Source organism: Catenuloplanes nepalensis, from assembly GCF_030811575.1.
Taxonomy (GTDB): domain Bacteria; phylum Actinomycetota; class Actinomycetes; order Mycobacteriales; family Micromonosporaceae; genus Catenuloplanes; species Catenuloplanes nepalensis.
This window is the reverse complement of the sequence record NZ_JAUSRA010000001.1, coordinates 5,411,848-5,438,353: the sequence shown is the minus strand read 5'-3', so window position 1 is coordinate 5,438,353 and position 26,506 is coordinate 5,411,848. Positions and strand designations below refer to the sequence as shown.

General features: G+C 74.2%; 14 protein-coding genes. 7 read left to right on the top strand and 7 right to left on the bottom strand.

Going from position 1 to position 26,506, the window contains the following annotated elements:
* Positions 1-48 precede the first annotated feature (48 nt).
* The 3 genes from J2S43_RS23335 (at position 49) to J2S43_RS23325 (ending at position 16,209) form a co-directional block, all read left to right on the top strand.
* Positions 49-10,269, top strand: coding sequence for a hypothetical protein (locus J2S43_RS23335; protein WP_306832570.1), 10,221 nt, complete (start codon positions 49-51; stop codon positions 10,267-10,269).
* Between the two features lie 12 nt (positions 10,270-10,281).
* The gene (locus J2S43_RS23330) at positions 10,282-12,306 is read left to right on the top strand and encodes a hypothetical protein (protein WP_306832568.1); all 2,025 of its coding nucleotides are present in this window, start codon (positions 10,282-10,284) and stop codon (positions 12,304-12,306) included.
* A 552-nt stretch (positions 12,307-12,858) separates the two neighbouring features.
* Positions 12,859-16,209, top strand: a complete 3,351-nt coding sequence (locus J2S43_RS23325; RefSeq protein WP_306832566.1) for an ATP-binding protein — start codon at positions 12,859-12,861, stop codon at positions 16,207-16,209.
* Positions 16,210-16,224: 15 nt separating this feature from the next.
* Here the strand turns inward: J2S43_RS23325 and J2S43_RS23320 are convergent, their stop codons facing one another.
* From J2S43_RS23320 to J2S43_RS23310, 3 genes are all read right to left on the bottom strand, one after another.
* Positions 16,225-17,142: a bile acid:sodium symporter family protein gene (locus tag J2S43_RS23320; RefSeq protein ID WP_306832564.1), complete on the bottom strand. Its 918-nt coding sequence runs from the start codon at positions 17,140-17,142 to the stop codon at positions 16,225-16,227.
* A 1-nt stretch (position 17,143) separates the two neighbouring features.
* Positions 17,144-19,696 (bottom strand): 2Fe-2S iron-sulfur cluster-binding protein, encoded by a 2,553-nt coding sequence (locus tag J2S43_RS23315; RefSeq protein ID WP_306832562.1) that lies wholly within the window; start codon positions 19,694-19,696, stop codon positions 17,144-17,146.
* A gap of 71 nt (positions 19,697-19,767) precedes the next feature.
* On the bottom strand, positions 19,768-21,747 hold the full coding sequence (locus J2S43_RS23310) for an APC family permease (RefSeq protein WP_370881777.1): 1,980 nt from the start codon (positions 21,745-21,747) through the stop codon (positions 19,768-19,770).
* A gap of 95 nt (positions 21,748-21,842) precedes the next feature.
* Here J2S43_RS23310 and J2S43_RS23305 point away from each other — a divergent pair, with 95 nt between their 5' ends.
* Positions 21,843-22,796 carry an alpha/beta hydrolase gene (locus tag J2S43_RS23305; protein WP_306832560.1) on the top strand — a complete coding sequence of 318 codons (954 nt, stop codon included), beginning with the start codon at positions 21,843-21,845 and terminating at the stop codon, positions 22,794-22,796.
* Positions 22,797-22,870: 74 nt separating this feature from the next.
* Here the strand turns inward: J2S43_RS23305 and J2S43_RS23300 are convergent, their stop codons facing one another.
* The 3 genes from J2S43_RS23300 to J2S43_RS23290 are packed head-to-tail and all read right to left on the bottom strand — an operon-like array spanning position 22,871 to position 24,409.
* Positions 22,871-23,323 (bottom strand): hypothetical protein, encoded by a 453-nt coding sequence (locus tag J2S43_RS23300; protein ID WP_306832558.1) that lies wholly within the window; start codon positions 23,321-23,323, stop codon positions 22,871-22,873.
* Positions 23,324-23,367: 44 nt separating this feature from the next.
* Positions 23,368-24,099: a VOC family protein gene (locus J2S43_RS23295; RefSeq protein WP_306832555.1), complete on the bottom strand. Its 732-nt coding sequence runs from the start codon at positions 24,097-24,099 to the stop codon at positions 23,368-23,370.
* A 58-nt stretch (positions 24,100-24,157) separates the two neighbouring features.
* Entirely contained in the window at positions 24,158-24,409 is a 252-nt protein-coding gene (locus tag J2S43_RS23290) for a hypothetical protein (RefSeq protein WP_306832554.1), read from the bottom strand.
* Positions 24,410-24,533: 124 nt separating this feature from the next.
* Here J2S43_RS23290 and J2S43_RS23285 point away from each other — a divergent pair, with 124 nt between their 5' ends.
* Entirely contained in the window at positions 24,534-24,689 is a 156-nt protein-coding gene (locus J2S43_RS23285; protein WP_306832552.1) for a hypothetical protein, read from the top strand.
* Positions 24,662-25,033: a Cgl0159 family (beta/alpha)8-fold protein gene (locus J2S43_RS23280; protein WP_306832550.1), complete on the top strand. Its 372-nt coding sequence runs from the start codon at positions 24,662-24,664 to the stop codon at positions 25,031-25,033. Before J2S43_RS23285 ends, J2S43_RS23280 begins: the two co-directional genes overlap by 28 nt.
* Here the strand turns inward: J2S43_RS23280 and J2S43_RS23275 are convergent.
* Positions 24,998-25,906 (bottom strand): SDR family oxidoreductase, encoded by a 909-nt coding sequence (locus J2S43_RS23275; protein ID WP_306832549.1) that lies wholly within the window; start codon positions 25,904-25,906, stop codon positions 24,998-25,000. The two genes, J2S43_RS23280 and J2S43_RS23275, sit on opposite strands and share 36 nt — an antisense overlap.
* A 202-nt stretch (positions 25,907-26,108) precedes the next feature.
* Here J2S43_RS23275 and J2S43_RS23270 point away from each other — a divergent pair, with 202 nt between their 5' ends.
* Complete coding sequence (locus J2S43_RS23270) at positions 26,109-26,501, top strand: nuclear transport factor 2 family protein (RefSeq protein WP_306832548.1); 393 nt, start codon at positions 26,109-26,111, stop codon at positions 26,499-26,501.
* The last annotated feature ends 5 nt before the right edge of the window (positions 26,502-26,506 follow it).

Genomic DNA, 26,506 nt, shown 5'->3' with positions numbered 1-26,506 from the left:
AGACGTTAAGCAGGATCCGTACGCCTCGCAGCACAGTTGGGAGACGGCATGTCCGCAACCGGCACACTCGACCCTTTCACGGCCCTGTGCCCGGACGGGCGGCTGATCCCGATCGACAACGGCGTCTTCTTCCACCCCTATCCGATGGGGACGCCGGTCGACCTGATCGAGTTGCAGCGCGCCATGAACGTGGGCGAGCGGGCGGGCGGTCCCGCGTTCTTCATGGACGCGCGCGGGCTGAGCGACGTGGCCGCGCTGGAGACCGTGCAGCGGGTGACCAGGGACCTGCTCGGCGAGCTCGGCGCCGGCGCGCGGATCACCACGGTCGCGGCCGCCGGTGCGGAGCGGACCTGGCTGACCGCCGCGGACCTGGTCGGCGTGCCGATCACGGTGCTGGACGCGCTGCCGGCCCGCTCGGCCCGGCGCGGCGACACCCCACCGGTGCGGGACGCGGCGCGCCTGGTCCGGGAGGGCGGCGCGCTGCACGTACTGCCGAAGGGGCTGGCCGCGATGCGCGCGGTGCTGACCACCGCGGCGGAGCTGGCCGTGGACCGGCGCACGCCGCTCTGGACCCGGCTGGAGCGGCTGGCCGCGCGGGTGGCCGAGGCCCGGGAGGAGCACCGGGTGCCCCGCTCCGGCTCGGTCTCCGGCGCCGCGCAGTGGCAGGCCGGCTATCAGCTCGCGGCCGGGCTGTTGCTCGGGGCGCCACCCGGGACGAACCTCGCGGCGCTTGCCGGGGCCGTGCATCCGATGTCCGAGGCCGCGCTGCTGCGGCTGTTCGGCGGCGAGGCACGCACGCCGGAGTCGCTGACCGGGACGACGCTGGACGAGCCCGCGCTGGTGCACGTGCCGGGCGCGGACGGTGGGCCGGGCACGGTGCGCTGGCTGGTGCCGCGCGACGGCGCACTGTGGTGGGTCGACCTCGCGGCCGACCCGGCCGACGCGCTGCGCCCGTTCGACCCGGCCGACGCCGCGAACCCGCCGCCCGGCACCACGGTCCGCCTGCTGCGTTCGGAGCCGCGCGAACCCGGCCGCCGGGATGCCCGGACCGGCGCGCCGGAGTCGCGGCCCGGCCTGCCGGACGCGCCGACCGGCCTGCTCGACAGGCCGACCAGCCTGGTGGACGCGCTGATCGACGCGCCGCTCGGCCGGGCCGCCGCCGGTCACCTGGAACCGACCCGGCCGGCACCCCGCGCGGACGCGACGCCCGGAGTCACATCCGGCGCGGAGGGCCCGGAGGAGCTGGTCCGGGCGCAGGTCGAGGCGGTCGGTGACGCGCTCCGCGACGGCACGCCGCAGCAGCAGTTCACCGCGCTCGACGACCTGCTGACCAACCGGCTGCCGCCGATCCGGGACCGGTTCGAGACGGCCAGGGCCGGGCACGACGCCACGGTACGCGCGGCCGGCGCCGCGATCGCCGCGCACGACGCCCGGAGCGCGGAGCTGACCACCCGGATCCCGGCCGAGGAGGCGCGCGTCGTCACCGCGGACGGCGCGTTCACCACGGCCCGGGACGCGCGCGCCGCCGCGGAACAGGCCCGGGCCGCGCTGACGGCCCGGATCGAGGCGGCCCGGGTCGCGCGCGGCCGGGCGTTCGACGCGTTGAGCCGGGCCACACCCGCCGACCACGCTCGCCTGAGCCAGGCCTCCGTCGACGCGAGCCGGCTGGTCGACCAGCTCACCCGGCAGGGCCTCGCGGAGGATGCGGAGATCACCCGGCTGCGCGGCGTGGAGGACGCGGCCCAGACCCACGCGGCGGACCTCCGGGCCGGCGTCGCCACGCTGCGCGCGGAGCACGGCCGGATCCCCGGCCTGCGCGCCGAGGAGGTGCGGCGCCGGGACGACGCGGCCACCGCCCGGGACACCGCGGCCGCGAACCGGGACCTGCTCGACGCGCACCTCACCCACCTGCGGGACACGGCCTCGGACTGGGCCCGGCTGGAACTCGGCGACGCGCGCCGCCTGGACGCGCGGATGGCGGACGCCGAGGCGGACGGCTCCGCGCTGCGGCAGGCCTACCGCGACGCGGCGGCCGAGGTCGCCACGATCGCGGCGCGCGGCGCGGCGATCACGGTCGACGACGTCGGCCGGCTCGCCTACCTGCACCACCTGGCCGGCGTCCAGCGGTCCGCGCGCGGCGACCACGCGGCGACCGAGGACGACCTGGAAGAGGCGCACGTCGCCTACCTGGGCACGCTGGCCCGGCACTCCGGCACGGCGACGGTGGACGGCGAGGCCGAGCGACTGGCCGGCCGGCACTCGGCGCTGACGCTGTGGAACACGCTCGCGGACCGCTTCGACGCCGCGCAGCCCGCGGCCGAGACGGTACGCGCGGACGCGATGAGCCTGGCCCGGAACGAGATCGAGGCCGCGCGGCTGACCGGGCGGCCGGCCGACCTCGCCGGCCTGATCACCCGCCTGATGGACCCGGACGGCCGGCTGCCCGGCGAGGCGTGGCACGGCACGTCCGACGCGGCCGGCGCGCTCCGCCGGGTGCTGGCCGCGACCGCGGGCGACGTGGCCACGCTGCGCGCCCGGATCGAGGCCGCGACCGCGCCGTCCGCGCCCTGGTTCCTGCGCGAGCGGCACGTGCTCGGCGACAGCCACCTCCGCGAGGTCGCCACGCTCGACCCGGCCGACGTGCGGGCGCTGACCGCGCGGATCCGGCCGTCCGTGGGTGACTCGGCGCGGCCGTGGCGGGCCGACGGCGCGGACCTCGAGTCGTGGCTGACCGAGACGCTCGGCTCCCGGAAGGCCGAGGACTGGGAGAAGTTGATCGAGGGCGGCGGCGTGACCGGGGAGTTCAACGGCAGGCACGTCCGCGTGTTCGCCGAGCCGGTGAACGAGCGGTTCCGCCGGGTCCGCCCGATCCGAGCGGGCCGTACCGGTCAGGACGTGCAGCTGCAACTGCGGTTCGGCGAGAAGTCCTACAGCCGGTCGCGCGGCGGCTCCCGCTCCTGGAACATGCCGCTCGGCCTGATCACCGTGCTGGCCGTCGCGGACGAGGTGCTGCAGGGCGTGGTCGGCCCGGTCCTGCGCATGTTCACCGGCGGCTCGCGGCGCTGGGCCGAGGTGGCCGGCGGCCGGGCCAACTCGGAGAACTTCGCGTTCACCGGCGACTGGGCGCTGAACGAGTACGACTGGGACGCCCGGGTGATCGTCGAGGTCGACGGGCAGCGGATCGCCAGCCACGACCTCGGCAGGCACCTGATGATCGCGTCGCCGCAGCTGGTCTCCACGCACCGCGACGCGGAGGACCCGATGACGGTCGGCGAGGCGACGCGGGTGCGGAACCCGGGCGCGCTGCTCGCGCAGGACTACGTCGTCACCGCGGCCGACTTCGCCGACCCGCTCACCGAACTCGGCAACCGGCTGCGCACCGACCCCGCGTTCAAGCTCAACGCCACCCAGTCCGCGCGCGTGGTCGACAAGATCCGCCAGGAGTTCCTCAACCCCCGGGCGGTCAAGCAGCAGAACCAGTGGTGGACCGCGGACGCCGGGGTGTCGCCGCACATCTCCATGGGGCTCGGCCGGGGCAAGCACCTCGACGGCCACCTGCGGACCGGCGGCAAGCTGATCGACCTGCGCCGGATCATCGAGACACCGGACGCGATGATCCGTAACGACGCGGGCGGGACAACCACCCGGTCGACCGGGCGCGGCGGCAGCTCCGTGGTCGGCGGCCGGCTCGGCGCCGAGTTCCCGCTGAGCGTCGGCGACCACCTGGTCCTGCCCCGCCTGGACGTCCTCACGCTCAAGATGAACCGGGACGTGGACCGGTCCGCCAGCATCGAGTCCACCGCGGCCTACCTGCTGGTCCGCGGCGACAAGCTGATCCGGTACGCGGCCACGGTCGCCGCCGAGATGACGCTCGACTCCAACCGGGGCCAGCTCACCGTGCGGCACCCCACGGTCATCGAGCTGGCCGTGCCCGCGAAGTACGCGGCCCAGTTCGAGGAGCAGCTGCTGGCGAACCCGCTGCTGCGCGACGCGGTGGAGCTGCCGAGGGGCACGCTGACGCTCGCGGGCACGAACGCCAAGCCGGTCAGGCCGTTCCCGCGCGGCGGCGTCACCTCACCGGCCGAGCTGCGGAAGATCGCGGCGACGCACCGGATCGAGATCATGCTGCCGGAGGACCGGAACCCGGACGGGCTCTGGCAGTGGGCGGCGGACGCCTCCGTGCCCGTCCGGCGGCCCGGTGACGTCTACGCGAGCGTGAACGACGTGCCGGACATCCGCTACCAGACCGACCCGGCGAACGCGGACCGGATCGTGGGCGCGACCGTGTTCACCCGCTCCGCTGACCCCGGGCACCCGGAGCCGGTCTCCGCCGAGTACGTGCCGAACCCGGCGTACCCGGTGGGCGGCCCGGCCGCGCGGCCCGCCGCGGGCGCGGATCCGTGGGGCGCGCACGGCGTCCGGGACGCGGTCGACCTGTTCGCGCTGGCCAAGAAGGCCCCGATCGAGCTGGCCGTCCGGGGCCGGGCCACCGCGCCCGCGTTCACCGGCCTGCCCGACGCCCTGCGGAGCCTGTCCGTGCTGACCGGCCGGGTGCGGCTGCGCGGCGACGGCGACCCGGTGACGCCGGGCGGCCCCGCGTTCCGCTACCTGGTCGACGAGCGGGGGCTGGTGCTCAGCGCGATCCCGCTGGGCTCCGGCGGGCCGGGTACGCCGGTGCCGAACCCGGCGCTCTACCTGCCGGCGGAGCGGCACACCACCGTACCCGCGGCCGAGGCACTGGCATCGGTCCGCGGCTTCCTGGACGGGCTCGACGTGCCCGAGTACGCGCAGGTCCAGCTGGCCGAGGGGGTGCCGCCCGCGATCGTCGCGGCGCTGTCCGCGCACCCCCGGGTCGAGGTGGTGGACCGGACCGGCACCCGGCTGGCCGGGCAGACGCTGCCGGCCGCGATAGCGGAGGGCAGGACGCCGGCCGGAATCAGGCGGCACGTCGTCTCCACGGACGGCTGGGTGAACGGCGACCTCAAGCCGCTCTCCGGGCAGACCCGCGAGCCGTGGGCGATGGCCGCCCGTACCGGCCTGGGCCCCGGGGTGATGAAGGAGATGCCCGGCGCGGAGCTGATCTTCGGGGACGCGCTGCGGCTGCTCCAGTACCAGATGAAGAAGGCCGGCAAGACGCTGAAGCGGGAGAACCGGACCAAGCGGTTCGCGGAACTGGTCGCGAAGCTCGGCGTGCCGGGCCTGCGCGGCTTCCAGCGGTCCCTCTTCGACGGCGGGATCACCGACACGTACGCGGTCGGCGACCTGACGTTCCGGGTGAACCTGACCGGCGAGCTCGGCGACCTCCGCGAGATACGCACCGTGCCGGACTACCTGCTCGACACCAAGCGCACCGGCCGTTCCGGGCTCAGCGTCCGTGAGCTGCTGGCATACCAGGTCGGCGCGCGCGTGGACGGCTCCGGCCGGGCGAGCATCAAGGACTTCTTCGGCATGCGGGTGCGGCTCGTCGACCTCCAGGCCGCGTACGACCGCGAGTACGCGAACCTGGCCGGCCTGACCCAGGCCGGTGCCCGGCGGCGCAAGGTCCGCGGCACGCTCACCGAGTTCGACTACGACGTGCGCTACCAGCTCACGGTGTCGGTGACGGACAAGAAGGGCAAGGTCCTCAACGACGTCAGCACCCGCACGTACGGCGGCGAGGGCTTCCACGCCCCGGTCCGGGTGGCGGAGGAGGACCTCGCGCCCGCGCCCGGCACCGCGCACACCCAGGAGCCGCTGCCCGGCGACCGGCCCCCGGTCACCCGGCTGACCGCCGACGAGTCGCGCGCCGCCCGCTCCTGGCTGAACGGCGGCGAACCCGACGGCTACCTGTCCACGGTGGACGGCAACACCGAGGGCATGTACGTCTGGCTGAACCAGGTCGGTGCGCTGGCCGAGTCCGTGCAGGCGTTCATCGACGCGACCGACAACGTGCCCCGGGACGGCTCCGCCACCACCGCCATGCTGCGCGACCTCGCACCCGGCGGCGGCCGGCTGTCGATCGAGAGCGGCGTCGCGGACGGCATCCGCCCCGACTTCCTGGAGGCCCGGGCCAGCGACATGATGACCCGCCTCGGCATCGTGGTGCCGCTGAGCCGGGGGCCGGACGGCGCGGTCCGTCAGCTCCGGGTCCGCCTGCTTCCGGCGAACGCGCGGTTCACCCGGCCCACCGACGGCGCCACCAACCGCGACTACCAGGACTCCGGCGTGCAGAGCGGCGGTAGCGAGGGCAACGCGAAGAGCGCGGCGGCCACGGTCGGTCTGGGCGGCATCTTCCAGTGGGGGCCCGGCGCCGCCGCGGTGCCGGACGACGGTGAGGGCGCCAAGACCAGCGGTTACGTGCCCGGCCAGGACCCGTCACCCGGCCAGCAGGTGCCGGCGGCCAGCCGCGGCGCCGACCACGTCAACCTCGGGCTCGACGCCGTCGCCTCCGGTCGCTGGGGGGTGACCACGTCCGCGCTGGACGGCGGCACCTCCACCACCCGCGCCGGGTACGAGGGCCGCTCCTACAACCACTCGGCCGACGCGGTCTACCTGATCACCTACGAGCGCTGGTCGCGCGGCGGCAAGCTCACCCGGCACGAGCACGACCTGCGGATCGCGCACGGACTGGACGCGTCCACGCCGCACGTGACCGCGAAGGAGCTGGGGCTGCCGATCCCGCCCGCGGACGAGCGGGTGATGCCGGCGAAGACGGCCGAGCTGACGCCGATCCACAAGGAACTGGCGTTCGCCGCCTCCCCGGTGGAGAAACTGACCGCGTCCCGGCTCAGGAACGGCACGGAACGGCAGGACGTCCTCGCCGTGGTCAAGGATCGCCTCCGCCGGATGGACGTGGCGATCGACGACCCGACGCTCTCGCTGGCCGTGGAGAACCTCTTCCGCACCAGCGCGATCAAGGCGCACTACCGGACCATCCGGCGGGACGGCCTGGAGGCGCTGATCACGTTCAACCGCGCGATCGGCGGCGTCAGGCGGATCGGCATCCGGCTCACCGCCGAGGACGGGCCGCTCACCTACCGGCGGCCGCGCCCGGACGTGAAGGGCACGATCAGCAAGGGTGGTGTCGACCAGGAGGGCGAGTCCAGGTCGGTGGACCGGGGCGTCAAGATCGGCCCGGCCGGCGACGCGCGGTTCGGCCCGGGCGAGGCGCGGATGGCGATCGGCACCGGCGCGGAGGTGGAGTTCGGCCGGACCACGGTCGAGAGCCGCACCCGGTCCGATCAGCCGTACCTGCGCGTGTCACCGACCAACCCGGACAGTCAGGAGTTCGGCGCGCACACCGTACTCAAGCTGGAGTTCTTCGAGGCCTCCGACCTGCCGCAGGCGCTCGAGTCGGTGATCTCCCTGGGGTCGGCGACGGTCAAGATGGTCGACACCATCTCCGACGGCTGGCTGCGCACGCTGCTCCAGGACGCGGTGACCGGGACCCGGAAGCCGAAGCACACCGAGACGGTCCCGGGCCGGTTGCGGCTGATCACGCCGAGTCACCTGACGCAGGAACGGCCGCCGTTCGAGAACGTGCCGCACCTGCGCGGCGAGCTGCCGGAGACCGCCGCGGACATCCGGCCCGCCTCGGTGGAGGTCTTCAACCGCAACCCACCGGCGGGCGGACCGGCCGACCTCCAGGCCGACCTGGCCGTCACCGCGCGGCTGGCGCAGCACGTGCAGGGGCTGGAGATCTTCGGCTTCGACCGGTTCACCAGCTGGCTCCCGGCCACCCGCATGCCCGGCGCGGAACGCTACGACACCGCCAAACCACCACCCCGCCTGCCCGGGTACGCGTCCCTCTCCACCGCGCTGACCTCGGTCAAGGCGGCGCTCAGCAGCACGAACGTCACCCCGAACATCACCCGGCTGCTGAACGGCAGCTACACGATCAAGGGCGACGGTACGGACGAGTTCACGGTCCGGGCGGTGCTGCGCGGCGCCACCTGGCTGTCCCGCGGCGACTACCGCGCGACGAACATGCCGATCACGGTGTCGGCCCTGGCACAGCAGCGCAACGAGCGGTCCGGCCTCAACATCCGGCCGGTCGAGGTGGAGGCCGGACCGCGCGAGGGCGACGACAAGCTGATCGCCGCCACCGGCCCGTCCGCCGGCGGGGGCCGCAGCGGCGGGGCCGCGAGCGGCGCCGGCGACGTGGCCATCACCTACGAGAAGAAGGCCGGCGACTACGACTACTTCTGGTTCGACCTGACGCTGATCGGCACGTCCGCGAACGGCCGGGCCTGGGTGCGCAGCGACGTCCCGCACGGGCTGATCGCGCGCATCCCGTCGGAGAAGGCCGCGGAGGTCTTCGGCCCGCGCACCACGCTCGGGATCATCGACCAGGCGCTGGTCCAGGCGATCGCGGACGACGCACCGCCGGCCTTCGTCGCGGACCGGCGGTTCATGGTCGAACGGCTCGCCGCGCACCGCCCGGCCGCGCCGAACCTGCTGCGGCAGGCCGAACTGGACGCGGCCGTGCAGCGGCTCCGCGACTGGACCGCCGCGACCGAGGTGGCCGCGCCCGCCCCCGGAGCGCGACAGGCGCCGGCGACACCCGAGGACTGCGTGATCCGCGCGTTCGGCGCGTTCATCGCGGTCCACCGCCGCACCGCCAACGGCACCACCGACACCGACCGGGCCGGGCACGGCGCGGCGGACGACCTGGCCACGTCGCTGCGCGGCGACTTCGCCCGGCTCTACGACCCGGACATGCTCTGGCAGTACGCGGCCGCCCGGCCCGGCAGCATGATCGCGGTACGGGTGCCGCCGCCGCCCGGTGGCATGTCGCACCTGTTCTGGGTGATGTCCGTCGGCGGCGGCCGGATGATCTGGGTCGACGGCCAGCGGCACGGCGCGTCCGCGCTGACCGCGTCGATCGGGACCATGGCGGACAGCCTGCGCGGACTCATCACCGACCAGCACGCCCGGATGTTCCGGAAGACCGACACCGAAGTGCTGATGCTCGACGAGCGCGGCCGTCCGGTGAACCTGCGCGAGGCGCTGCCGGCCGCGCTGACCAACCGGGCCGCGGGCGACCGGACCGGCCGTCGCGCGTCCGGCCGGATCGCGGCGCCGCGGTCCGTACCCTCGCTGGATCTCGCGCCGTCGACCGAGTCTCCGAAGGAGACGGCACCGCCCCGGGAGATCCGGATGCTCGGCGACTTCACCGGCGCCCGGGCCGCGGCCACGCTACGGCAGCTGACCGAGGCGGCGCGCGGCTCGTCCGGGGCACCGATGGTGGCGATCAGCCTCGGCGGCCCGGCCGAGACCGCGCTGGAGGCGGTCCGGCAACTCGACCGGATGCTGCGCAACGACGCCTGGCGCGGCGTGATGCCGATCGTGGCCGCGACACCGGGGACCAAGGTGACCGAGGACGCGTTCGAGGCGGTCCGCCGCACCCATCGGCCGGTCGCGTTCCAGGAGCGGATGCTCGGCTTCGAACTGGTCTGGCAGCTGTTCGAGCCCGGCGCGCCGAACCCGGTCGACCTGCTGGAGAGCCCGCGGGCGGCGCTGCGGCGCGCGGACGCGCTGCCACAGCCGGTGCACCGCACGCTCACGCCGGTGCTGGCCGAGTGGATCGCCACCCCGGACTGGGCGCGGGCCGAGGCCTACCAGCGGGAGCACGACGCCGGGCTGCGCGCGCCGGCCGTCGCGGACGAGCTGCGCCAGGTGATCGCGGAGAACCCGGCCGACCAGCGCCTGCCCGGCCTGCTGCTGGCCCTGGAGACCGCGCGTCGCGCGGACGGCGTCCCACCGGCCCGGCTGACACCGTCCGCGACCTCGTTCCTGGCGCTGGAGCCGGCCTACGACGCGGGGAGACGCGGACCGGTGCCGCCCACGTTCGTCTACGACTTCCTCGCGGCCGCCGGACGCACCAGGCGCGACCGGTTCGCGATGGACGGGCTGCTCTTCCAGCTCATGCTGGCCGGGCAGCTCAGCCACGCCGAGACGCTGTCGCTGCTGCGGGCCGGCACCGCGAACCGGCTCGACCGGGCGAACACGCGGGTCTTCGAGATCGTCGTCGAGCTGCTCGGCCTCCCCGCGGCGGACCTGCGCACGGACTCGGCCGCGGTCACCGCCCGGTTCGTCGCGATGGCCGGCACGATCGCGAGCCGCCGGCCCGGCACGCTGCCGGAGGAGTGCCTCGACCCGGTCGACCGGACCGCGTGGGTGGGCCGGCTGGACGAGCTGCGGGACCGGCTCGCCGCGGACGGCGACGAGGTGCGGCGGCTGCGCGCCCAGGTCCTCGACGCCGTCACCTACACACTGTCGAACTGTTAAGGGGGAACCACCGTGGACCTGCCGATCGCCATCCGGCACGCGGACGCCATCTGCATCGACCACATGCTGCCGACCGCGACCGGTGCCCACCTGCACACCGAGTCGATCTCGACCCGGAACCGGGACCCGCGGCTGCGCGCCACCACCGGGCTGCCCGCGATGAAGCAGTACGCGTACCTGACGTTCGGCAAGGAGATCACCGACGCGCTGGCCGGCGGCACCCACCCCGGCGTGGCCCGCGCGCAGGGCGTGCTCCACCAGTTCCTCCGCGGCGTACCACCGGAGTCCGCCGACCGGTACGTGGTGCGGCTCGCCCCGGACGGCCTGACCCTGGCCGACGTGGCCCGGCGCGCCGACCTGATCGGCCTGCCGGTCGAGGTGCCCCGGGCCGGGCTCGCCGCCGGCCCGCCGATCGGGCCGCACCGGGTGATCGGCGTGGACGGCGGCATGCGGGTGGTCCCGGCCGCTGGTGCGGAGTTCCTGCGCGTGCTGCCGGACCGGCACCGGGCCGCGGACGCGTACGCGAACGTGCCGCCGGAGGTGCTGGACCTGGCGCTGCGCACGCCGTACCCCCGGGCCCGGCTGGTCTTCGGCGACGACGGCGTGCGGCTCGGCCTGCCCGCGCCACTGGCCCGGCACGCCTACGCGGAGACGCTGCGCCGCCTGTCCCGGCCGCTGCGGCCCGCGGACACCGGCGGCACGCCGTCCAGGGACATCGCCGGGTACGGCGACCTGCTCGCCGCGGTCGCGGAGCCGGGCACCCGCGCGTTCGTCACGGTCCGCGCGCCGTCCGGTGCCGAGCTGACCGTCCTCGCGCTGCACGACGCGCACGGCGTGTCCTTCCTGGACCCTGGCACCGCGGACGCGGCGCTGCTACCGGCCGCGCCATCGCGGATCACGTTCACCCCGGTCGCCGGCGAGCAGGACCTGGCCACCTGGCTCGACGAGATCCGCGCGGCCCGGCCCGCCGCCGCGGCCCGGCCGGTCAACCGCACGCCCGCGGTGCACGCGCTGCCGATCGGTGCCACCGGCCGCAGCGTCGACGTGATCGGGTCGCCCGGCGCGCTGACCGACCGGTTCCGCGCCGAGATCACGGCCGCGGCCGAGGGCGTCGACGCGCCCGTGCTGGTGGTCGCGACCGACCGGCAGTCGCGTGGCCCGTCCGAGGGGCAGCTCGCCAACCTCGAATGGATGCTGTTCCAGCACCGGCGCAACCAGCAGGCCGGCGGCGACCCGCCGATCGTGGTGATCCACGGCGACGCGCCGCCGGCCGTCACCGCGCTGCTCGGCGGCTACGACTTCGCGATGGTGCACCAGCCGCGTACGTCCGGCGGCGGGCTGAACCTGAACCTGGACAACCTGTGGTCGGCCCGGGACGCGGCCGGCAACACGATCGCCGCGCCGATGCGGACGATCACCACGGACCTGCTGCGCAAGGCCGGTGCGGCCCGGCCCGCGCTCACCCCGGCCGGTCCGGAGGCCGACGAGCGGCTGCTGTCGTTCCTGTCCACGCCGGTCAGCGACGTGGCCGCGATCCGGGGCGCGCTGGCCGAGCACGGCTCCGCGCTGAAGACGCTGCTGCCGCGGATCGGCACGCTCGGGACGGTACGCAAGGACCTGTTCGCCGCGTGGGAGGCGATCCTGCGCATCGAGGCCCGCGCGGACACCGCTCTGGCCGGCGCCGCGTTCGACTACCTCGGCGCGGGGGAGGGGCGGCAGCAGCGGTCGCTCGCGGTGGTACCGGCGCTGCTGGACAAGGATCCGGAGACGCGCGGCGACGCGCTGACCGACCTGATCGACCTGACCAGGGGACCGCTCGACGACGGGGCCAGCCGGGCCATCCTGGACGGGATCCGGCGCGGCATGGCGGGCGCGCCGGACGCCGAACTGAAGCAGCTGATCTACCGGCACTCCGCCTACCTGCCGGAACACGGCCGCACGGACTGGATCCGGCAGCTGCGCGACCTGGCCGGGCAGCGACCCGAGCAGACCGCGCTGTTCGAGAAGATCGCGCTCTACGTGGAGACCTGCCCGTGAAGAACCTCTGACTTCACAAACCCCTTAGATCTCATATACCCCGTTGGCCACGCATCACCTGCCGCATGCTCCCGCGGGCAACGGTCGGCCGCAGAGACGGAGCGTTCACTCCGGTTAGGGGTGGGTGGTCGGGGCGGTAGCCGGGCTCCCTGTCAGGTCCGTGGCCGCAAGGACAGCACAACTTCCCGGCCGATCCGGCCCGCCGGCAGCCGGCGGCGGGCCGGACCGGCCGGCATCCGCGGGCGGGCGGGGCCGGCTGGCATCCGCGGGCGGGCGGGGCCGGCTGGCATCCGCGGGCGGGCGGGGCCGGCCGGCATCCGCGGGCGGGCGGGGCCGGCTGGCATCCGCGGGCGGGCGGGGCCTGGCCGGTAGTCGGCGGCGGGCGGAATCGGCGGCGTCCGTCGGCGGGGCCGGACCGGCCGGGGTCCGCGGGCGGGCGGGGATCGGCCGGTAGCCGACGGCGGGCGAGGGACTGACCGGTGAGGGGCCGGGACACTAGCATCGGTGCCACCGCGGACTTTCGGCCGCGAGCGGAACGAGGGAGTCGTCGGCGTGGCCAGGCCAGCACAGTCCGTCCGGGCCGGTGGCGGTGACGGCGTTCGGCTGCGGATTCTCGGGCCGCTGCGGCTGTGGCGTGACGGTGTCGAGCGCGGTGCCGGGCCGCAACAGCAGGCGAAGGTGCTGGCCCTGCTGCTGGCGCGGGCCGGCCGGCCGATCAGCACCACCGACCTGATCGACCTGATCTGGGAGGAGGACGCGCCGGCCAGCGCGCTCAACGTGATCCAGAAGTACGTCGGTGTGCTGCGGCGGCTGCTCGAACCCGAGGTGCCGGCGCGCGCGTCCGGCTCGTACCTGCTGCACCGCGGCAACGCCTACCTGTTCAGCCCTCACCCGGGCACGCTCGACCTCACCGACTTCCGGGAGCGACTCGCCGCCGCGCGGTCCACATCGGATGCGGCGGTCGCGCTCGACCACCACCTCATCGCGCTCGGTCTCTGGCAGGGACACGCGGGCGCGGGACTGCCGTTCGGCCCGGCCGCGACGGCGATCCTGGCCGGGCTCGACGACGAGTTCTACGCCGCCTGTGTGGCGGCCGCGGACCTCGCGCTGCGGGTGGGCCGGCCGGACCGGGTCGTCCCGGCGGTCCAGCTGGCCTCGTCGATGGCGCCGTTCCACGAACCGGTGCAGGCCGCGCTGGTCACCGTGCTCGGCGCGGCCGGCCGGCAGGCGGAGGCGCTCGCCGCGTTCGGCACGATCCGCGACCGGCTCGCCGCCGAACTCGGCATCGACCCCGGCCCGGCCCTGCGCGCCGCCCACCTCCGCGTCCTGACCCAGCCCGACGCACCGGCCCCGCGCTTCGGCACCGCGGCCCCACCCGCGCCGGCCGACGACCGGGACAGGGCCGGCACGGCTTCCGGCTCGGCGGCTTCAGGTTCGGCCGGCGGTCTGGTCGGGCGGGACGAGGAGATCGGTGTGCTGCGGCGGGCCGTCGAGGCCGCGCTCGGCGGCGGTGTGGCGCTGCGGGTCGTCGAGGGCGAACCGGGCGTGGGCAAGACCCGGCTGCTGGAGGAGATCGCCACGGAGGCCGGCCGGCGCGGCGCGCTCGCGGTCTGGGGACGGTGCCTGGAGGGAGACGGCACGCCGGCGATGTGGCCGTGGGAGCAGACGCTCCGCGCGATCCTGGACACGCTGCCCGCCCCGGACCGGGCGTCGTGGCTGACCGGCGCGCTCGGCGACCTGCTGGACCCGCGCGGCGCGGACGTCGCCCCGGCGACCGGCGGCGGTCGCGCCCAGTTCCGGCTGTTCGAGCAGGCCGTGACGTTCATCGGCCGGGCCGCGGCGGATCGGCCGGTCCTGCTCGTCCTCGACGACCTGCAGTGGGCCGACATCGCCTCGCTGCAGCTCTTCGGCCATCTCGCCGGCCGGTTGCCGGCCGGCACCGCCATGGTCGGTGCGCTGCGTGATCGCGCGCCCGTCCCCGGCTCCGGCCTGTCCCGCGTGCTGGCCGACGCCGGCCGGCTGCCGTTCCACCGCCGGATGCGGCTCGGCCCGCTCGGCGAGTCCGGCGTGGCCGAACTGGTCCGCCGCGAGACCGGCTCCACACCCGCCCCGGACATCGTCCGGGACATCCACGAGCGCACCGGCGGCAACCCCTTCTTCGTCCGCGAGGTAGCCCGGCTCATCAGCGACGGCAACCGCGACAGCAGCACCGGCGACGGCGGCGACAGCAGCGGTGGCAGCGGTGGCAGCGGTGGCAGCGGCCCCGGCGATGGTGGTGGCTCTGGGATGGTCGCGCGGGCCGGGGTGCCGGCGACCGTGCGAGACGTGGTGCGCGGGCGGATGGCCGGGCTGGACGACGGCGCCCGGGATCTGTTGCGGCTGGCCGCGCTGATCGGCCGGGACGTCGAGGTTGCGCTGCTCGCCCGGGCCGCCGGGCTGGAACCGGTGGACTGCCTCGCCCGCCTGGAGCCGCTGCGCGGCCTCGGGCTGCTGGAGGCGAGCCCGGACGACGCGTTCGCCTGGCGCTTCGCGCATGACCTGGTTCGCGAGTCGGTGACGGAGACGACCGCGGGGCAGGACGCGGTCCGGTTGCACCTGCGGGTGGCGGACGCGCTGGAGCGCAGCCGGGCGGACGACGAGTCGATCATCGAACGTCTCGCCTTCCACCTGCTGAGCGCCGGGCCGCTGGCCGACCCGGTCCGTACCGTGGAGGCGTTGAAGCGGGCCGGCCGGCGTGCCGCGACGAAGCTCGCGTTCGCGGCCGCGGACCGGCACCTGGAGACGGCCGGGCGGATCGCGCGCACGGCCGGGCTGCCGGAGCTGGAGCTGTCCGCGCTGTCGCTGCTCGCGATCGCGCCACGCCGGCAGGCCGGGTTCGGTGGCACCACGTCGGACCTGCTGGAGCGTGCGGAGCTGCTGGCCCGCCGGCTCGGCCGGGAGGCGGACGCGGCCGGCCTGCTCTTCGCGCGCCTGTTCGGCGCCTACACGTTCCTGGACCCGGACCGCGGCCACCTGGCCCGCCGGCTGTACGCGCAGGGCGAGGCGTCCACGCTGCCGGTCGTCCGGGTCTACGGCCGGCAGGCGCTGGGCCTGCACCACTGGGACGTCGGCGCGATCGGCGAGGCGCGCCGCCTGTTCGCGTCGAACGACCTCGCACTGCTCGACACCGCACCCGCGCAGCCGAACGGCGACCCCGAACCTGGCGGCCCCGGATCCAGCGTGCCCGGGCCCAACGCGCCCGGACACGGAGCGACCGCGGTGCGGCGGGACGTGTCGGGGGAGTGGCCCGGCTGGCGGGCCGTGGTGACCGCGCTGCACGGCGAGGTCGACACGGCCGTGACCATGATCGACGAGTGGAACGCGCCGACCGACCCGTACGCGGTCGGCACCTGGGCCTACTACACCACCATGATCGCCGCGCTGGCCGGGGACCCGGGCCGGGTGCTGCGCGCGGTCGAGCGGTGGTTCGCGATGGGCACCGGGCATCTCGCGTTGCAGCAGGAGCACTACGTGCGGCTGGACTGGTTCTGGGCCCGCGCGCTGACCGGCGAGGACGAGGCAGGGGTCGCGGCTGAGGCGGAGACGCTGCTGGCCGCGACGCTGGTCGACCCGCCGCGCTTCGGGGTGGCGTTCCACCACGCGCTGATCGCCGAGATGTGGCTGGCCGCCGGGAAGCCGGACGCGGCGGGCACCGCGCTGGACCGTGCGGAGCGGGCCCTCGACGACTACGGCCAGCGCTACGCCGAGGGCCTGGTCCTGCTGCTGCGAGCCCGCCTGCTGCACGCCCGCGGCGAGCCGGCCGGCGTGGTGGAGGCCGCCGCCGGCCGGGCCCGGGACCGGTCCCGCGAGCGCGGCGCCCACCTGTTCGCCGCCCGCGCCGAGAGCTTCCTCCTCGGCCTCTGACCAGTGGAGAAGATCTCACCTGAGGCCGGCAGCAGCGCTGTCCTCACCGGACCGTCCCGGGGCGCGCCGGTGATTCACGGCAGTCCGGCCGCGGAGGAACCAGCCGAACCCGGCCGCGGTGACGAACATGATGATGCCGTAGACCGTGCCCGGCACCGCCGCCTCCGCGCTGTTCAGCAGCGTCGGGCTCAACGCGATCGTGATGACCAGCGCGGTGTTGTGAATGCCGATCTCGAATCCGGCCGCGATCGCGGCCCGGCGTTCGATGCCGGTCAGGCGCGGCACCCCGTACCCGATCAGCAGGCTCGTGAGGTTGAACGCCAGCGCCGCCGGCCCGGCCGCGACCAGGTGACCGGCCAGATCGGCCCGGACGCCCCAGAGCACCGCGCCGATCACCGTGAGCAGCACCACGATCGACAGCACCCGGACCGGCCGGTCCAGCCACCTCGCGAGTGCCGGTATCCGGGCGCGGATCAGCATCCCGGCCGCGACCGGCAGCAGCACGATCGTGAAGACCTGTGCCGTCTTGCCGAACCGCAGGCCGAGTGCGGTCCCGTCCGGCAGCAGCAACGCGGCGGAGAGGTTCACCACGACCGGCAGCGTGAACACCACGAGTACGGAGTTGATCGCGGTGAGCGTCACGTTGAGTGCGACGTCGCCGCCGAAGAGATGGCTGAACAGGTTCGCGGCCGGCCCGCCGGGCGACGCCGCGACCAGCATCAGCCCGAGCGCCGTCGCCGGCGACAGCGGGAACGCGAACACCAGGCCGAGGCAGATCACCGGCAGTAGCACGACCTGGCAGAGCAGCGCGGTCAGTGCCGCCCTCGGGTAGCGGCCGACGCGCAGGAAGTCGTTCACGGTCAGCGAGAGGCCGAGGCCGAGCATGACCACGCCGAGCGCGACCGGCAGGCTCGCGATCACGAGCGCGTCCATCTCAGGACATCCGGCTGATCGTGAGGTCGCCGGTGGGCAGCGTCTGGCAGGCCAGCCGCCAGCCCGCGTCGATCTCGGCGGCGGAGAACATCCCGCGGGTGTCCGATTCGGACGGTCCGGACAGCACCACGACCCGGCAGGTGCCGCACGAGCCCTCGCCGCACGACTGCGCGAACCCGAGACCGGCCGCGTTCGCGCCGTCGAGCACGGTCTGGCCGGGCAGCACGCCGAACGCGGTGTCCTCGCCGCGCACGTCCACGGTGAACCGGCCGGCGTCCGCGGCGAGCGCGATCGCGTGTGCGCGTTCCCGGCGGGTGCGCCGGCTCCGCTCGGACACGAACGCCTCGGTGTGCACGGCGTCCCGGGGCACGCCGAGCGCGGTCAGGTGGCCGAGCACGTCCTGCATCATCGGCGCCGGTCCGCACAGGTGCACGCGGGTCACGGCCGCGGCGTACGGCCGGAGCGCGTCACGCCCGATCCGGCGCCCGGTGAAGAGTTCCACCTCGAGCCCGGGCAGCCGTTCCCGCAGCGCGGCGATATCGTCCCGGAAGAGCACCACGCGCGCGCCGGCCAGCAGCACGATGCGACCCGTGTGGCCCGCGTCCGCGGCCGCGGCGAGCACACTGAGCAGGGGTGTGATCCCGATGCCGCCGGCGATCAGCAGCAGCGTGCCGGCTGGCCGCGCGTCGCGGGCCGGGTCCCAGGTGAACGCGCCGTGCGGTCCGCTGACCCGCAGCGCCTGCCCGGCCACCAACTCGTCGTGCAGGTAGGCCGAGCCGAGGCCGTCCGGCTCCCGCTTCACCGCGATGTCCGCGAAACCGGTCTCGCCGGGCCCGCTGGAGATCGAGTAGGAGCGCTCGATCGGCTCCACCGCGACCGGCAGGTCGATTTTCAGATACTGGCCGGCGAGGAACGTGAACGGCAGCGCGCCACCGTCCAGCGGCGCGAGCCGGATCCGGCTGATCTCGGGCGTCAGGGTCTCGATCCGCGCGACGCGCAGATAACCCTGCCAGGGGCCGTCAGGCCCAACGACCGGCCCGCGGATCGTCTGCCACATCGTCCGCATCTCGGCCGGGCGCAGCGCGGCCTGCGCGGCCATCATGCCGCCGGCCAGCGCCGCGGTCACGCCCGGGTTCCAGGCGTCCTGACCGGCCACGAACAAACCCTTCACCGGGGTACGGCTGCCCGCCAGCGGCGAGCGCAACCGCCCCGGCGTCGCCGCCAGCCCGTAGAACGCGCCCCGGACGCTGCGCTGATAGGTCTCGTAGGTCAACGGCGTCGCCAGCTCCGCCACCGTGATCGTGTCCCGCAGCCCGGGCCAGCGCTCCGCCAGCCGGTCGAGCAGCCGCCGGGTCAGCCGGTCCTTCAGCGCGCGGTAGCCCGCCGGCCGGTCGTCCTCGGCCGTGCCCCGCCACTCGTCGATGAACGCCGGGTCGCACAGTTCCAGCACCTCGACCGTGTGGTGCCGGGCCGCCGGGTTGTTCAGCGACGCGAACGAGACGTAGAGCGTGCCCTCGCCGGGCTCCCGGAACCCGGCCAGTTCCAGGTCCGGCATGCACCAGTGGTTCTCGCCGTGGACGCCGAACTCGGCCGGCGACCGATCCAGCCCGAGGAACAGCATCACGGCGGACGGCTCCGGCTCCAGCGCGTCCAGCCGGCGCCGCCAGCGGGGCCGGACCGCGTCGCCGAGCAGCGCGTACGTGTTCCGGACGCCCGCGGCCGAGACGACGGTGCGGGCGCGCACCGCGTACCGCCGGCCGGTCGTGGTGTCCTCGACGTCGACGCCGGAGACTCGTCCTCGCTCGGTGGCGATCCGGTGCACGGTCTGCCGGGCGCGAAGCTCCACACCGTACCCGCGAAGGATCTGTTGAATGATGGTGTTGATCTCCTTCGGGCCACCGACCGGATGCCCGCCGCCGTTGCGGTAGAAGCCGAGCGGCACGGACGCGTGGTAGCCGAAGGCGGCCGTCGCGGGCGGCGTGCCGTAGAGGCCCCAGCGCGCGGCCAGGACGGCCCGCAGCCGTGGGTCCCGGAACGTGCGGGTGATCTCGTCCGCGAGCGTCCGGTACGCCGCCGGGTAGAGCCGCTCGACGATCGGGTGGCCGACGGCCCGCACGGCCGCGGGGAAGCTTGCGAGCACGTTGCGCGCGGTCAGCCCGGCCGCGGCCCGGCCGGTCCCGGCGAGGAACCGCTCGATCGCCGCGTGCTCGTCCGGGAACGTCTCGGTCAGCCGCGCCCGGAACGCCTCGGCCGACGACGGGATCCGGAACTCGAACCCCGGGAAGTGCAGCACGTCGAAGTCGTCCGGCAGCGTGTGCACCTGAACCCGCCCGTCCGTCATGAAGTCCAGGAACGGTCCGGCGCCGGTGGCCATGTAGTGCAGCCCGGTCCCGAAGTGGTACCTCCCCGCGCGGGAGAACTCGTGCGTCAGCCCGCCGAGCAGATAGTGCTGCTCCAGCACCAGGACGCGCTTGCCGCCGAACTGGGCGAGCAGCCGGGCCGCGGTCATCCCGCCGATGCCCGAGCCGATCACCACGACGTCGAACTCTTCCACCGTCAGTCCCCCAAGTGCCGCTGCCTCGGGCGCAGTGAAGCAGCGGCCACTTGACGATGACTGACCTGAAATCAGCCGACGTGGATGCCGGGGCGGCGGGCCGCGTCCTTCTCGGTCTGCCGGATGATCTCGCGCACCACCGGCGCGGTGTCGCCGCGGCCGAGCAGCAGGTAGCGCAGCAGGTGCACGACCGGGCTGCCCTCGGCCCACTCGAAGTAGCAGTGCGGGCGCACGCCGGTCGCGTCGCGCAGCCCGAGCAGCACGGCCGCTATCGCGTTCGGCGCGGCCGGGCTGCTGGTGCGCAGGATGCGATACGGCCCGACCTGCACGCCGCAGACCCGCAGCACGCCGCTGAACGCGGACGGGTCGGCCACCTCGACCTCCAGGAACAGCACGTCGGCCCGGCCCGGGACCGGGTTGATGCCGCGCTGCTCGCCCTCCTTCTCGGCGTACTCCGCGGCGTCCTCGCGCTGGCGGCGGTGCGCGATCAGGTTCAGCGCGCCGTCGTGCGCGATCGAGTCCGCGATGAACTCCCGGGCCGCGTCGTCGAACTCGATCCGGTCCGCACGCAGCTCGGTCGTGCGCGTCACCCGGGAGATCAGCGAGACCACGATGATGCCGGCGATGAACAGCGCGGAGATCGCGATGCCGTCCGGTTTCGCGATGATGTTCTCCGCCATCGCGTAGACCAGCACCAGCGTCAGCACGGTGAATCCGGCCGCGGCCCAGTGCTTGCGGTGCCGGAACGCGAACACGGTCACCGCGACCGCGCCGGAGACCATCATCGCGAGGATGCCGGTCGCGTACGCGCCGGCCTGCGCGTTCACGTCCGCGCCGAACGCGATCGTGAGCACCACGCTGATCAGCGTGTAGACCAGCACCACCGGCCGGACCGCGCGCGACCACTCCGGGGCCATGCCGTAACTCGGCAGGTAGCGCGGCACGATGTTGATCAGGCCGGCCATCGCGGACGCGCCGGCGAACCACAAGATCAAGATCGTGCTGATGTCGTACGCCGTGCCGAACGCCTCACCGAGCCGCTCATGGGCGAGGTAGGCCAACGCGCGCCCGTTCGCCGGACCGCCCTCCTCGAACGCCTCGCTCGGGATCAGCACGCTGGTCACGAAGCTGGTCGCGATCAGGTAGAAGCTCATGATCACGGCGGCCGCGGTGAGCAGCCGGCGCGTGTTGCGCACCCGGTTCTCCAGCCGCTGCTCCGGGTCCGCGCCGTTCGCCGCGACCAGCGGCATCATGCTCACGCCGGTCTCGAAGCCGGACAGCCCCAGCACCAGCAGCGGGAACGCGATCACCGCGGTGGTCAGCACGCCGAAGAAGCCGTCCTGCCCGGTGGTCAGCGCGGTCGTCCAGCCGGCCAGCGCGCCCGGCGTGGTGAACACGTCGGTCAGGCCCACGCCGACCACGATCAGGTTCAGCCCGAGGAACACCGCGACCAGCGGGATCGCCACGCCGACCGCCTCGCTGAAGCCGAGCAGGAACACGCCGCCCAGGACCAGCAGCATGAGTACGGTGATCAGCACGGCCTGCCCGTGGAACGCGCTCGGCACGTACGGGTTCTCCAGCAGGTGCACGGACGCGTCCGCGGCGGAGAGCGTGATCGTCACGATCCACGACGTGGCCACGAAGCCGAGCAGGATCAGCACGAACAGCTTGCCCCACCAGAACGGCAGCAGGTTCTCCAGCATCGCGACCGAGCCCTGGCCGTGCGGGCTCTCCCGGGCCACCCGCCGGTACATCGGCAGCATGCCGAGCAGCGTCAGCGCCACGATCAGGAGCGTGGCCAGCGGCGACAGCACGCCCGCGGCCAGCGCCGCGATGCCGGGCAGGTAGGCGAGCGTGGAGAAGTAGTCCACGCCGGTCAGGCACATCACCTTCCACCAGGCCTGCGGGCGCGCGTGCGACTCGTCGCTCTCCGGGCCGGCCGGCTGCACCCGGTCCTTGAGCAGCCACCGTCCCAGTGGTGTGCCCGGCGGCCGTTCCCGCGCCGGGCTGTCCACGTACGCCGGAATCGCCGGCATCGGGCTGCCGCCCATGTTCTCCCCCTCGATCGACTGCACCGCTCGGTGACGGTACCCCGCCCGTGCAGCCCGTCAACGTCGCGTCGATGCGCCCGTGATCCACTGAGAGCATGCGACCTCCCTACGACCCGGCCGTGGAGGCGGTGCTCTCCGCCGCCGGCCTGGTGCACGACGCCCCGGTGCCGGCCGCCGACTCGCTGATCGCGGGGCTGCGGACCGCGAACCACGAGGACCTGAGCGTCTTCGACGTGGTGCGGCGGGACATCACCGTGGACGGCTACCGGGGTGCCGCGCTGACCGGCACCGTGTTCAGCCGGCCGGACCACACCGGCGCCGGGCCGGGCCTGTTCGTGCTGCACGGCGGCGGGATGGTCGGCGGCACCCGCTTCACCGGCCTGTCGTTGATCCTGCCGCTGCTGGCCGCGCACGACGTGGTGGTGGTCTCGGTCGACTACCGGCTCGCGCCGGAGCACCCGGATCCGTACCCGGTGGAGGACGCGTACGCGGGCCTGACCTGGACCGCGCGCAACGCGGGCGACCTCGGCATCGACCCGGGCCGGCTGATCGTCGCGGGCACCAGCTCCGGCGGGGGACTGGCGGCCGGCACCGCGCTGCTGGCCCGCGACCGCGGCGGCCCGGCGCTGCTCGGCCAGATGCTGATCTGCCCGATGCTGGACGACCGGGGCCGGACCGCGTCGGCGCGGCAGTTCGCGCGCAGCGGCACCTGGACCGGCGCGCACAACCGGCTCGCGTGGTCCGCGCTGCTCGGCGCGCGGGCCGGCACGTCCGACGTCTCCGCCTATGCCGCGCCGGCCCGCGCGAGCGACCTCTCCGGGTTGCCGCCCGCGTTCATCGACGTAGGATCGGCCGAGGTGCTGCGGGACGAGGCGGTCGAGTTCGCGAGCCGGATCTGGGCCGGCGGCGGCGCGGCCGAGCTGCACGTCTGGCCCGGCGGCACGCACGCGTGGGACGCGCTGGTGCCGTCGTCGCCGATGGCCCGCGCCGCGGCCGAGACCCGGTCCAACTGGCTGGGACGGCTGATCGCCGCCCCAGCCCTCGTCTGATTCTGCGATCAGTTCCTTTGGAGTCGCTGGTCAGCTCTTGTTGATTGATGGATCAGACTCGAATGAGCTGCGGGTCAGTCGCCACCACCCCCACCGTCGCCCCCGCCGTCGCCGTCCCCGCCCTCCCAGCCGCCGCCGGACGACCACCGGCCGCGCCGGGAGAAGGCCAGGACCAGACCGACGAGCACGAACAGCAGCGGTACGCAGTAGAGGAGCAGCGTGACCGGCTCGGCGAGGACGATCGCGGAGGTGCCGTCGACGCGCGCGGCCACCCGGTCGCCCACCGCCAGCCCGTGACCGCGCACCTCACCGCGGACCGGGGCGCCGTCCAGCGTCCAGGACGCCGCACAGACCTGCTCCGACTCGTTCATGCCCTGCTCGCACGGCCCGGCGACGGTCACCGTGCTCTCCGCCCGCAGATATGCGGTCAGGTACGGCCACCCGATCTGCGAGAACACGAAGACGCCGACGGCAGCGAAGGCCAGTCCCAAGAGGAACCGGACGACGGCCGACAGGAAGTTGCCCATAAGTCGCAGGCTATCGGCCTATATCAAGGTATGTCCCCCCAGGCCTACACCCGCCCGGCCGCGCGGGCGTGGAAGCGGTTGCCCTCCGGGTCCTCCAGCAGCCAGCCGTCCTCGTCGGTGTCCGGGCCGGAGATCAGGCGCGCACCGTACGCGATCAGGTCCTTCGGCGTCTCGTCCCGCAACGTCACGTGCCAGTGCAGGCGGTTGCGCACCGGCCGCGGATCCGGCACCGGGTCGAAGACCATGAAGTCCCACGGGAACTCCGGCGCACCGATCACGGAGACCGCCGCGCCCTCCTCCTCGACGCGGCCGCCGAGCACCACGCTCCACCACCGCGCCAGATCACGCGCCGACTCGCACTTCACCACCAGCTCGAAGACGCCGGGCGGCCGGTCGTCGACGGTGGGGAACGCGCAGAACTCGTTGCCCTCCGGGTCGGCCAGCACGTACCACGGTTCGTCGCCCGGCGACCGGACCAGCTTCGCGCCGGCGTCGGCCAGCGCGTGCGGCTCCTGCGTCGCCAGCCGCAGATCGACGTGCACCCGCGCGCCGTCCGGCGGCAGGTTCCGCACCTGCCGCAGCCGCAGGATCTCCGCGTCCGGCCGCCGCGGTATCCGGTCGATCCGCAGCCGGCCCGGTCCCTCCTGCCGCAGTGCGCCGCCGCCCAGCGCCGCCTGCCAGAACGCGGCCTGCGCGCCGGGATCGAGAACGTCGAGTGAGAGCCCGTCGAATTGCACCATCGGGCGCGTCGCCTTGATCAGATCTTCGGGAATCATGCCCCGCGAATACCGCGCTGGTCATTCCGGCAAACAGCGTTCACTTGAATGGGGGGCACTACAGCAACGGTCGGGTGGTCTCCAGCCGATCGCGATACCAGGATTCGATCATCCGCCAGAGTTCATCGTCATTGTCGTCGAGCGCCTCCGACGCTCGCTCGCCCAGCCGTGCCGGCAGGTACTCCCACAGGTGGTTACCGTCCGCGGCCTGCACCGACCCCTTCGCCAGCAGCGGCTCGTACCGCGCGCTGCCGGCCGGCCCGGAGACCGTGTAGACACCGTTCTCGTGCCGCCTGATCAGATCGGCCACCGTCTTCTCCTGACTCCCGGGATGTGTCCCCCCTCGGATACCCGCGGCCGCCGGCCCGTCACCACACCCGCGGGGGATTGCGCAGCCCGGTCTCACCGCGATCAACCCGGTTAGCGACAGAATCATGACGACAGACCCGCAGTACACCGCCGCCGGCTTGGCGGCCGCCCGCGCACGGCCACGGACCGCGGTGGCGATGGCCGACCGGTACACGCTGCTGACTCGCCTGACGATGGGCTGGAACGTCTCGGCGTGGACGGCGTCGGCGTGCGCGGTCTGATGGCCGGCCGCGCGCTGCTCTACCCGCCGGACGGCGACGTGGCCGCCGCGGTCGACACGGCGGTCTCGCTGGTCCACGGTCGGGGGAGCGGGCATGACCGGCGCGACCGTGCTGATGGACCTCACGCCGGAGGACGCCGGCTGGATCTACTCCGGGCTGCGGATCGTCGCGCTGGCGCCGGGGAGACCTACACGACCGGCACCGGCGGCACCGAGGTGACGTGCCACCCGGTGCCGTCCCGTGCCGAATTCGCCGACACGGTCCGGGCCGCGCTGCGCGACCTGCACCGGTTGCGGGAGATCCGCCCCTCAGGTGTGGTGCCGGGTGGAGGTCAACTGCTCTGACCGCTCCCACAGCCGGCGGGCCGCGTCCCGGTCGAGTGCCTCGGGTGCGATCTTCGCCGGTTTCACTCCGCGGGTCATCTCGCCCACGCCGGCCGGCCCGTAGAACCCGCCGCCGTGCGCGTCCGGGCTGGTCGCCGCGTACAGCGGGGGCAGGAGCCCACCGTCCACGTCCTGCCACATGAAGCCGAGCCCGTATTGCATCCGGCCGATCCGCATCAGCCAGTCGTCCGGCCCGGGGCCGGTGATCTGCAGGTTCGTCTTCGTGTAGCCCGGGTGGGCCGCGATGCCGGCGATTCCCCAGCCACCGTCTCGACTGCGCCGGTCCAGCTCGAACGCGAACATCAGCATCGCCAGCTTGGACCGCAGGTATTGCAGGTGCGGCTTGTAACGCTCGCCGTTCAGGTCGTCGAGACTGATCCCCTTGAACCGCCAGGCGACGGTGCTCAGGTTGACCACCCGCGCGTTCTGTGCGGCCCGCAGTAGCGGCAGCAGGTGGGCGGTGAGTGCGAAGTGCCCCAGGTAGTTGCCTCCGACCTGCAGCTCGAAACCGTCCGCCGTGACCTCCCGGCGCGGCGGCGCCATCAGGCCGGCGTTGTTGACCAGGATGTCGATCGGCCGTCCCTCGGCGACGAGGCTCGTCCCGAGATTCTCCACGCTCGCCAGTGAGGCCAGGTCGAGGTCGACCAGCCGGGTGTCGGCCCCGGGCGTCGCCTTCTCGATCCGGTGCTGCGCGTCCAGACCTTTCCGCTCGTTCCGGACGGCCAGCAGCACCTCACCGCCGGCCGCCGCGAACCGCCGGGCCAGCCCGAATCCGATCCCACTGTTCGCCCCGGTGACCAGGATCCGTTGGCCGGTCAGATCCCCCGTCGCCACTTCGGTATTCGGTAATCCCACGAACGACACCCCTCTGCACCACCGACGATTTCGCCCATCATCAGCGGCGCAGAGCGGCTCCGTGAGCCCATCCACTGCCCATCCGGTGCCCGTATTCGTCCCGCCGGCGGCGACGTCGACCGGGCGACGATGTGGCGACGATGCCGATGCGTGGGCGGTGATGATCGGCGATCATGTGGGGATGACCGTCGTGTCCCCGCACCCGAACGCGGAACTGCTCCGGCACCTCTACAAGGACTTCAGCCAGATCGACAGGTACGCGGCGGAGGACGTCCGGCTCCACCCGGCCGACCGTACGCCCGGCACGGTTCCGCTGGTCGGCGTGGAGGCCTTCCTGAGCCGGGAGAAGGCGCTGGTCGACGCGACCCGCGGCACACTCTTCATGGACGTGGAGTCGGTTCACGCCAACGACTTCTACGGCACGGTGATCGGCACGCTGCGCGCCACCGTCGACGGCGAGATCGCCATGCCGTTCTGCGGCGTGTGGCGTTTCTCCGACGGCCGGATCGTCGAGCACTGGCAGAACGCCTACGACGCTTCAGCACTGGTGCGCGCCCTCAACGGCGAGTGGTAGGCACG

What these genes read in the sequence shown, in the direction of transcription:
- J2S43_RS23335 (WP_306832570.1), top strand. Translation starts at nt 49, where the DNA reads ATGTCCGCAACCGGCACACTCGACCCTTTCACGGCCCTGTGCCCGGAC.
- J2S43_RS23320 (WP_306832564.1), bottom strand. Translation starts at nt 17,142, where the DNA reads ATGGACGCGCTCGTGATCGCGAGCCTGCCGGTCGCGCTCGGCGTGGTC.
- J2S43_RS23310 (WP_370881777.1), bottom strand. Translation starts at nt 21,747, where the DNA reads ATGGGCGGCAGCCCGATGCCGGCGATTCCGGCGTACGTGGACAGCCCG.
- J2S43_RS23305 (WP_306832560.1), top strand. Translation starts at nt 21,843, where the DNA reads ATGCGACCTCCCTACGACCCGGCCGTGGAGGCGGTGCTCTCCGCCGCC.
- J2S43_RS23300 (WP_306832558.1), bottom strand. Translation starts at nt 23,323, where the DNA reads ATGGGCAACTTCCTGTCGGCCGTCGTCCGGTTCCTCTTGGGACTGGCC.
- J2S43_RS23295 (WP_306832555.1), bottom strand. Translation starts at nt 24,099, where the DNA reads ATGATTCCCGAAGATCTGATCAAGGCGACGCGCCCGATGGTGCAATTC.
- J2S43_RS23285 (WP_306832552.1), top strand. Translation starts at nt 24,534, where the DNA reads ATGACGACAGACCCGCAGTACACCGCCGCCGGCTTGGCGGCCGCCCGC.
- J2S43_RS23270 (WP_306832548.1), top strand. Translation starts at nt 26,109, where the DNA reads ATGACCGTCGTGTCCCCGCACCCGAACGCGGAACTGCTCCGGCACCTC.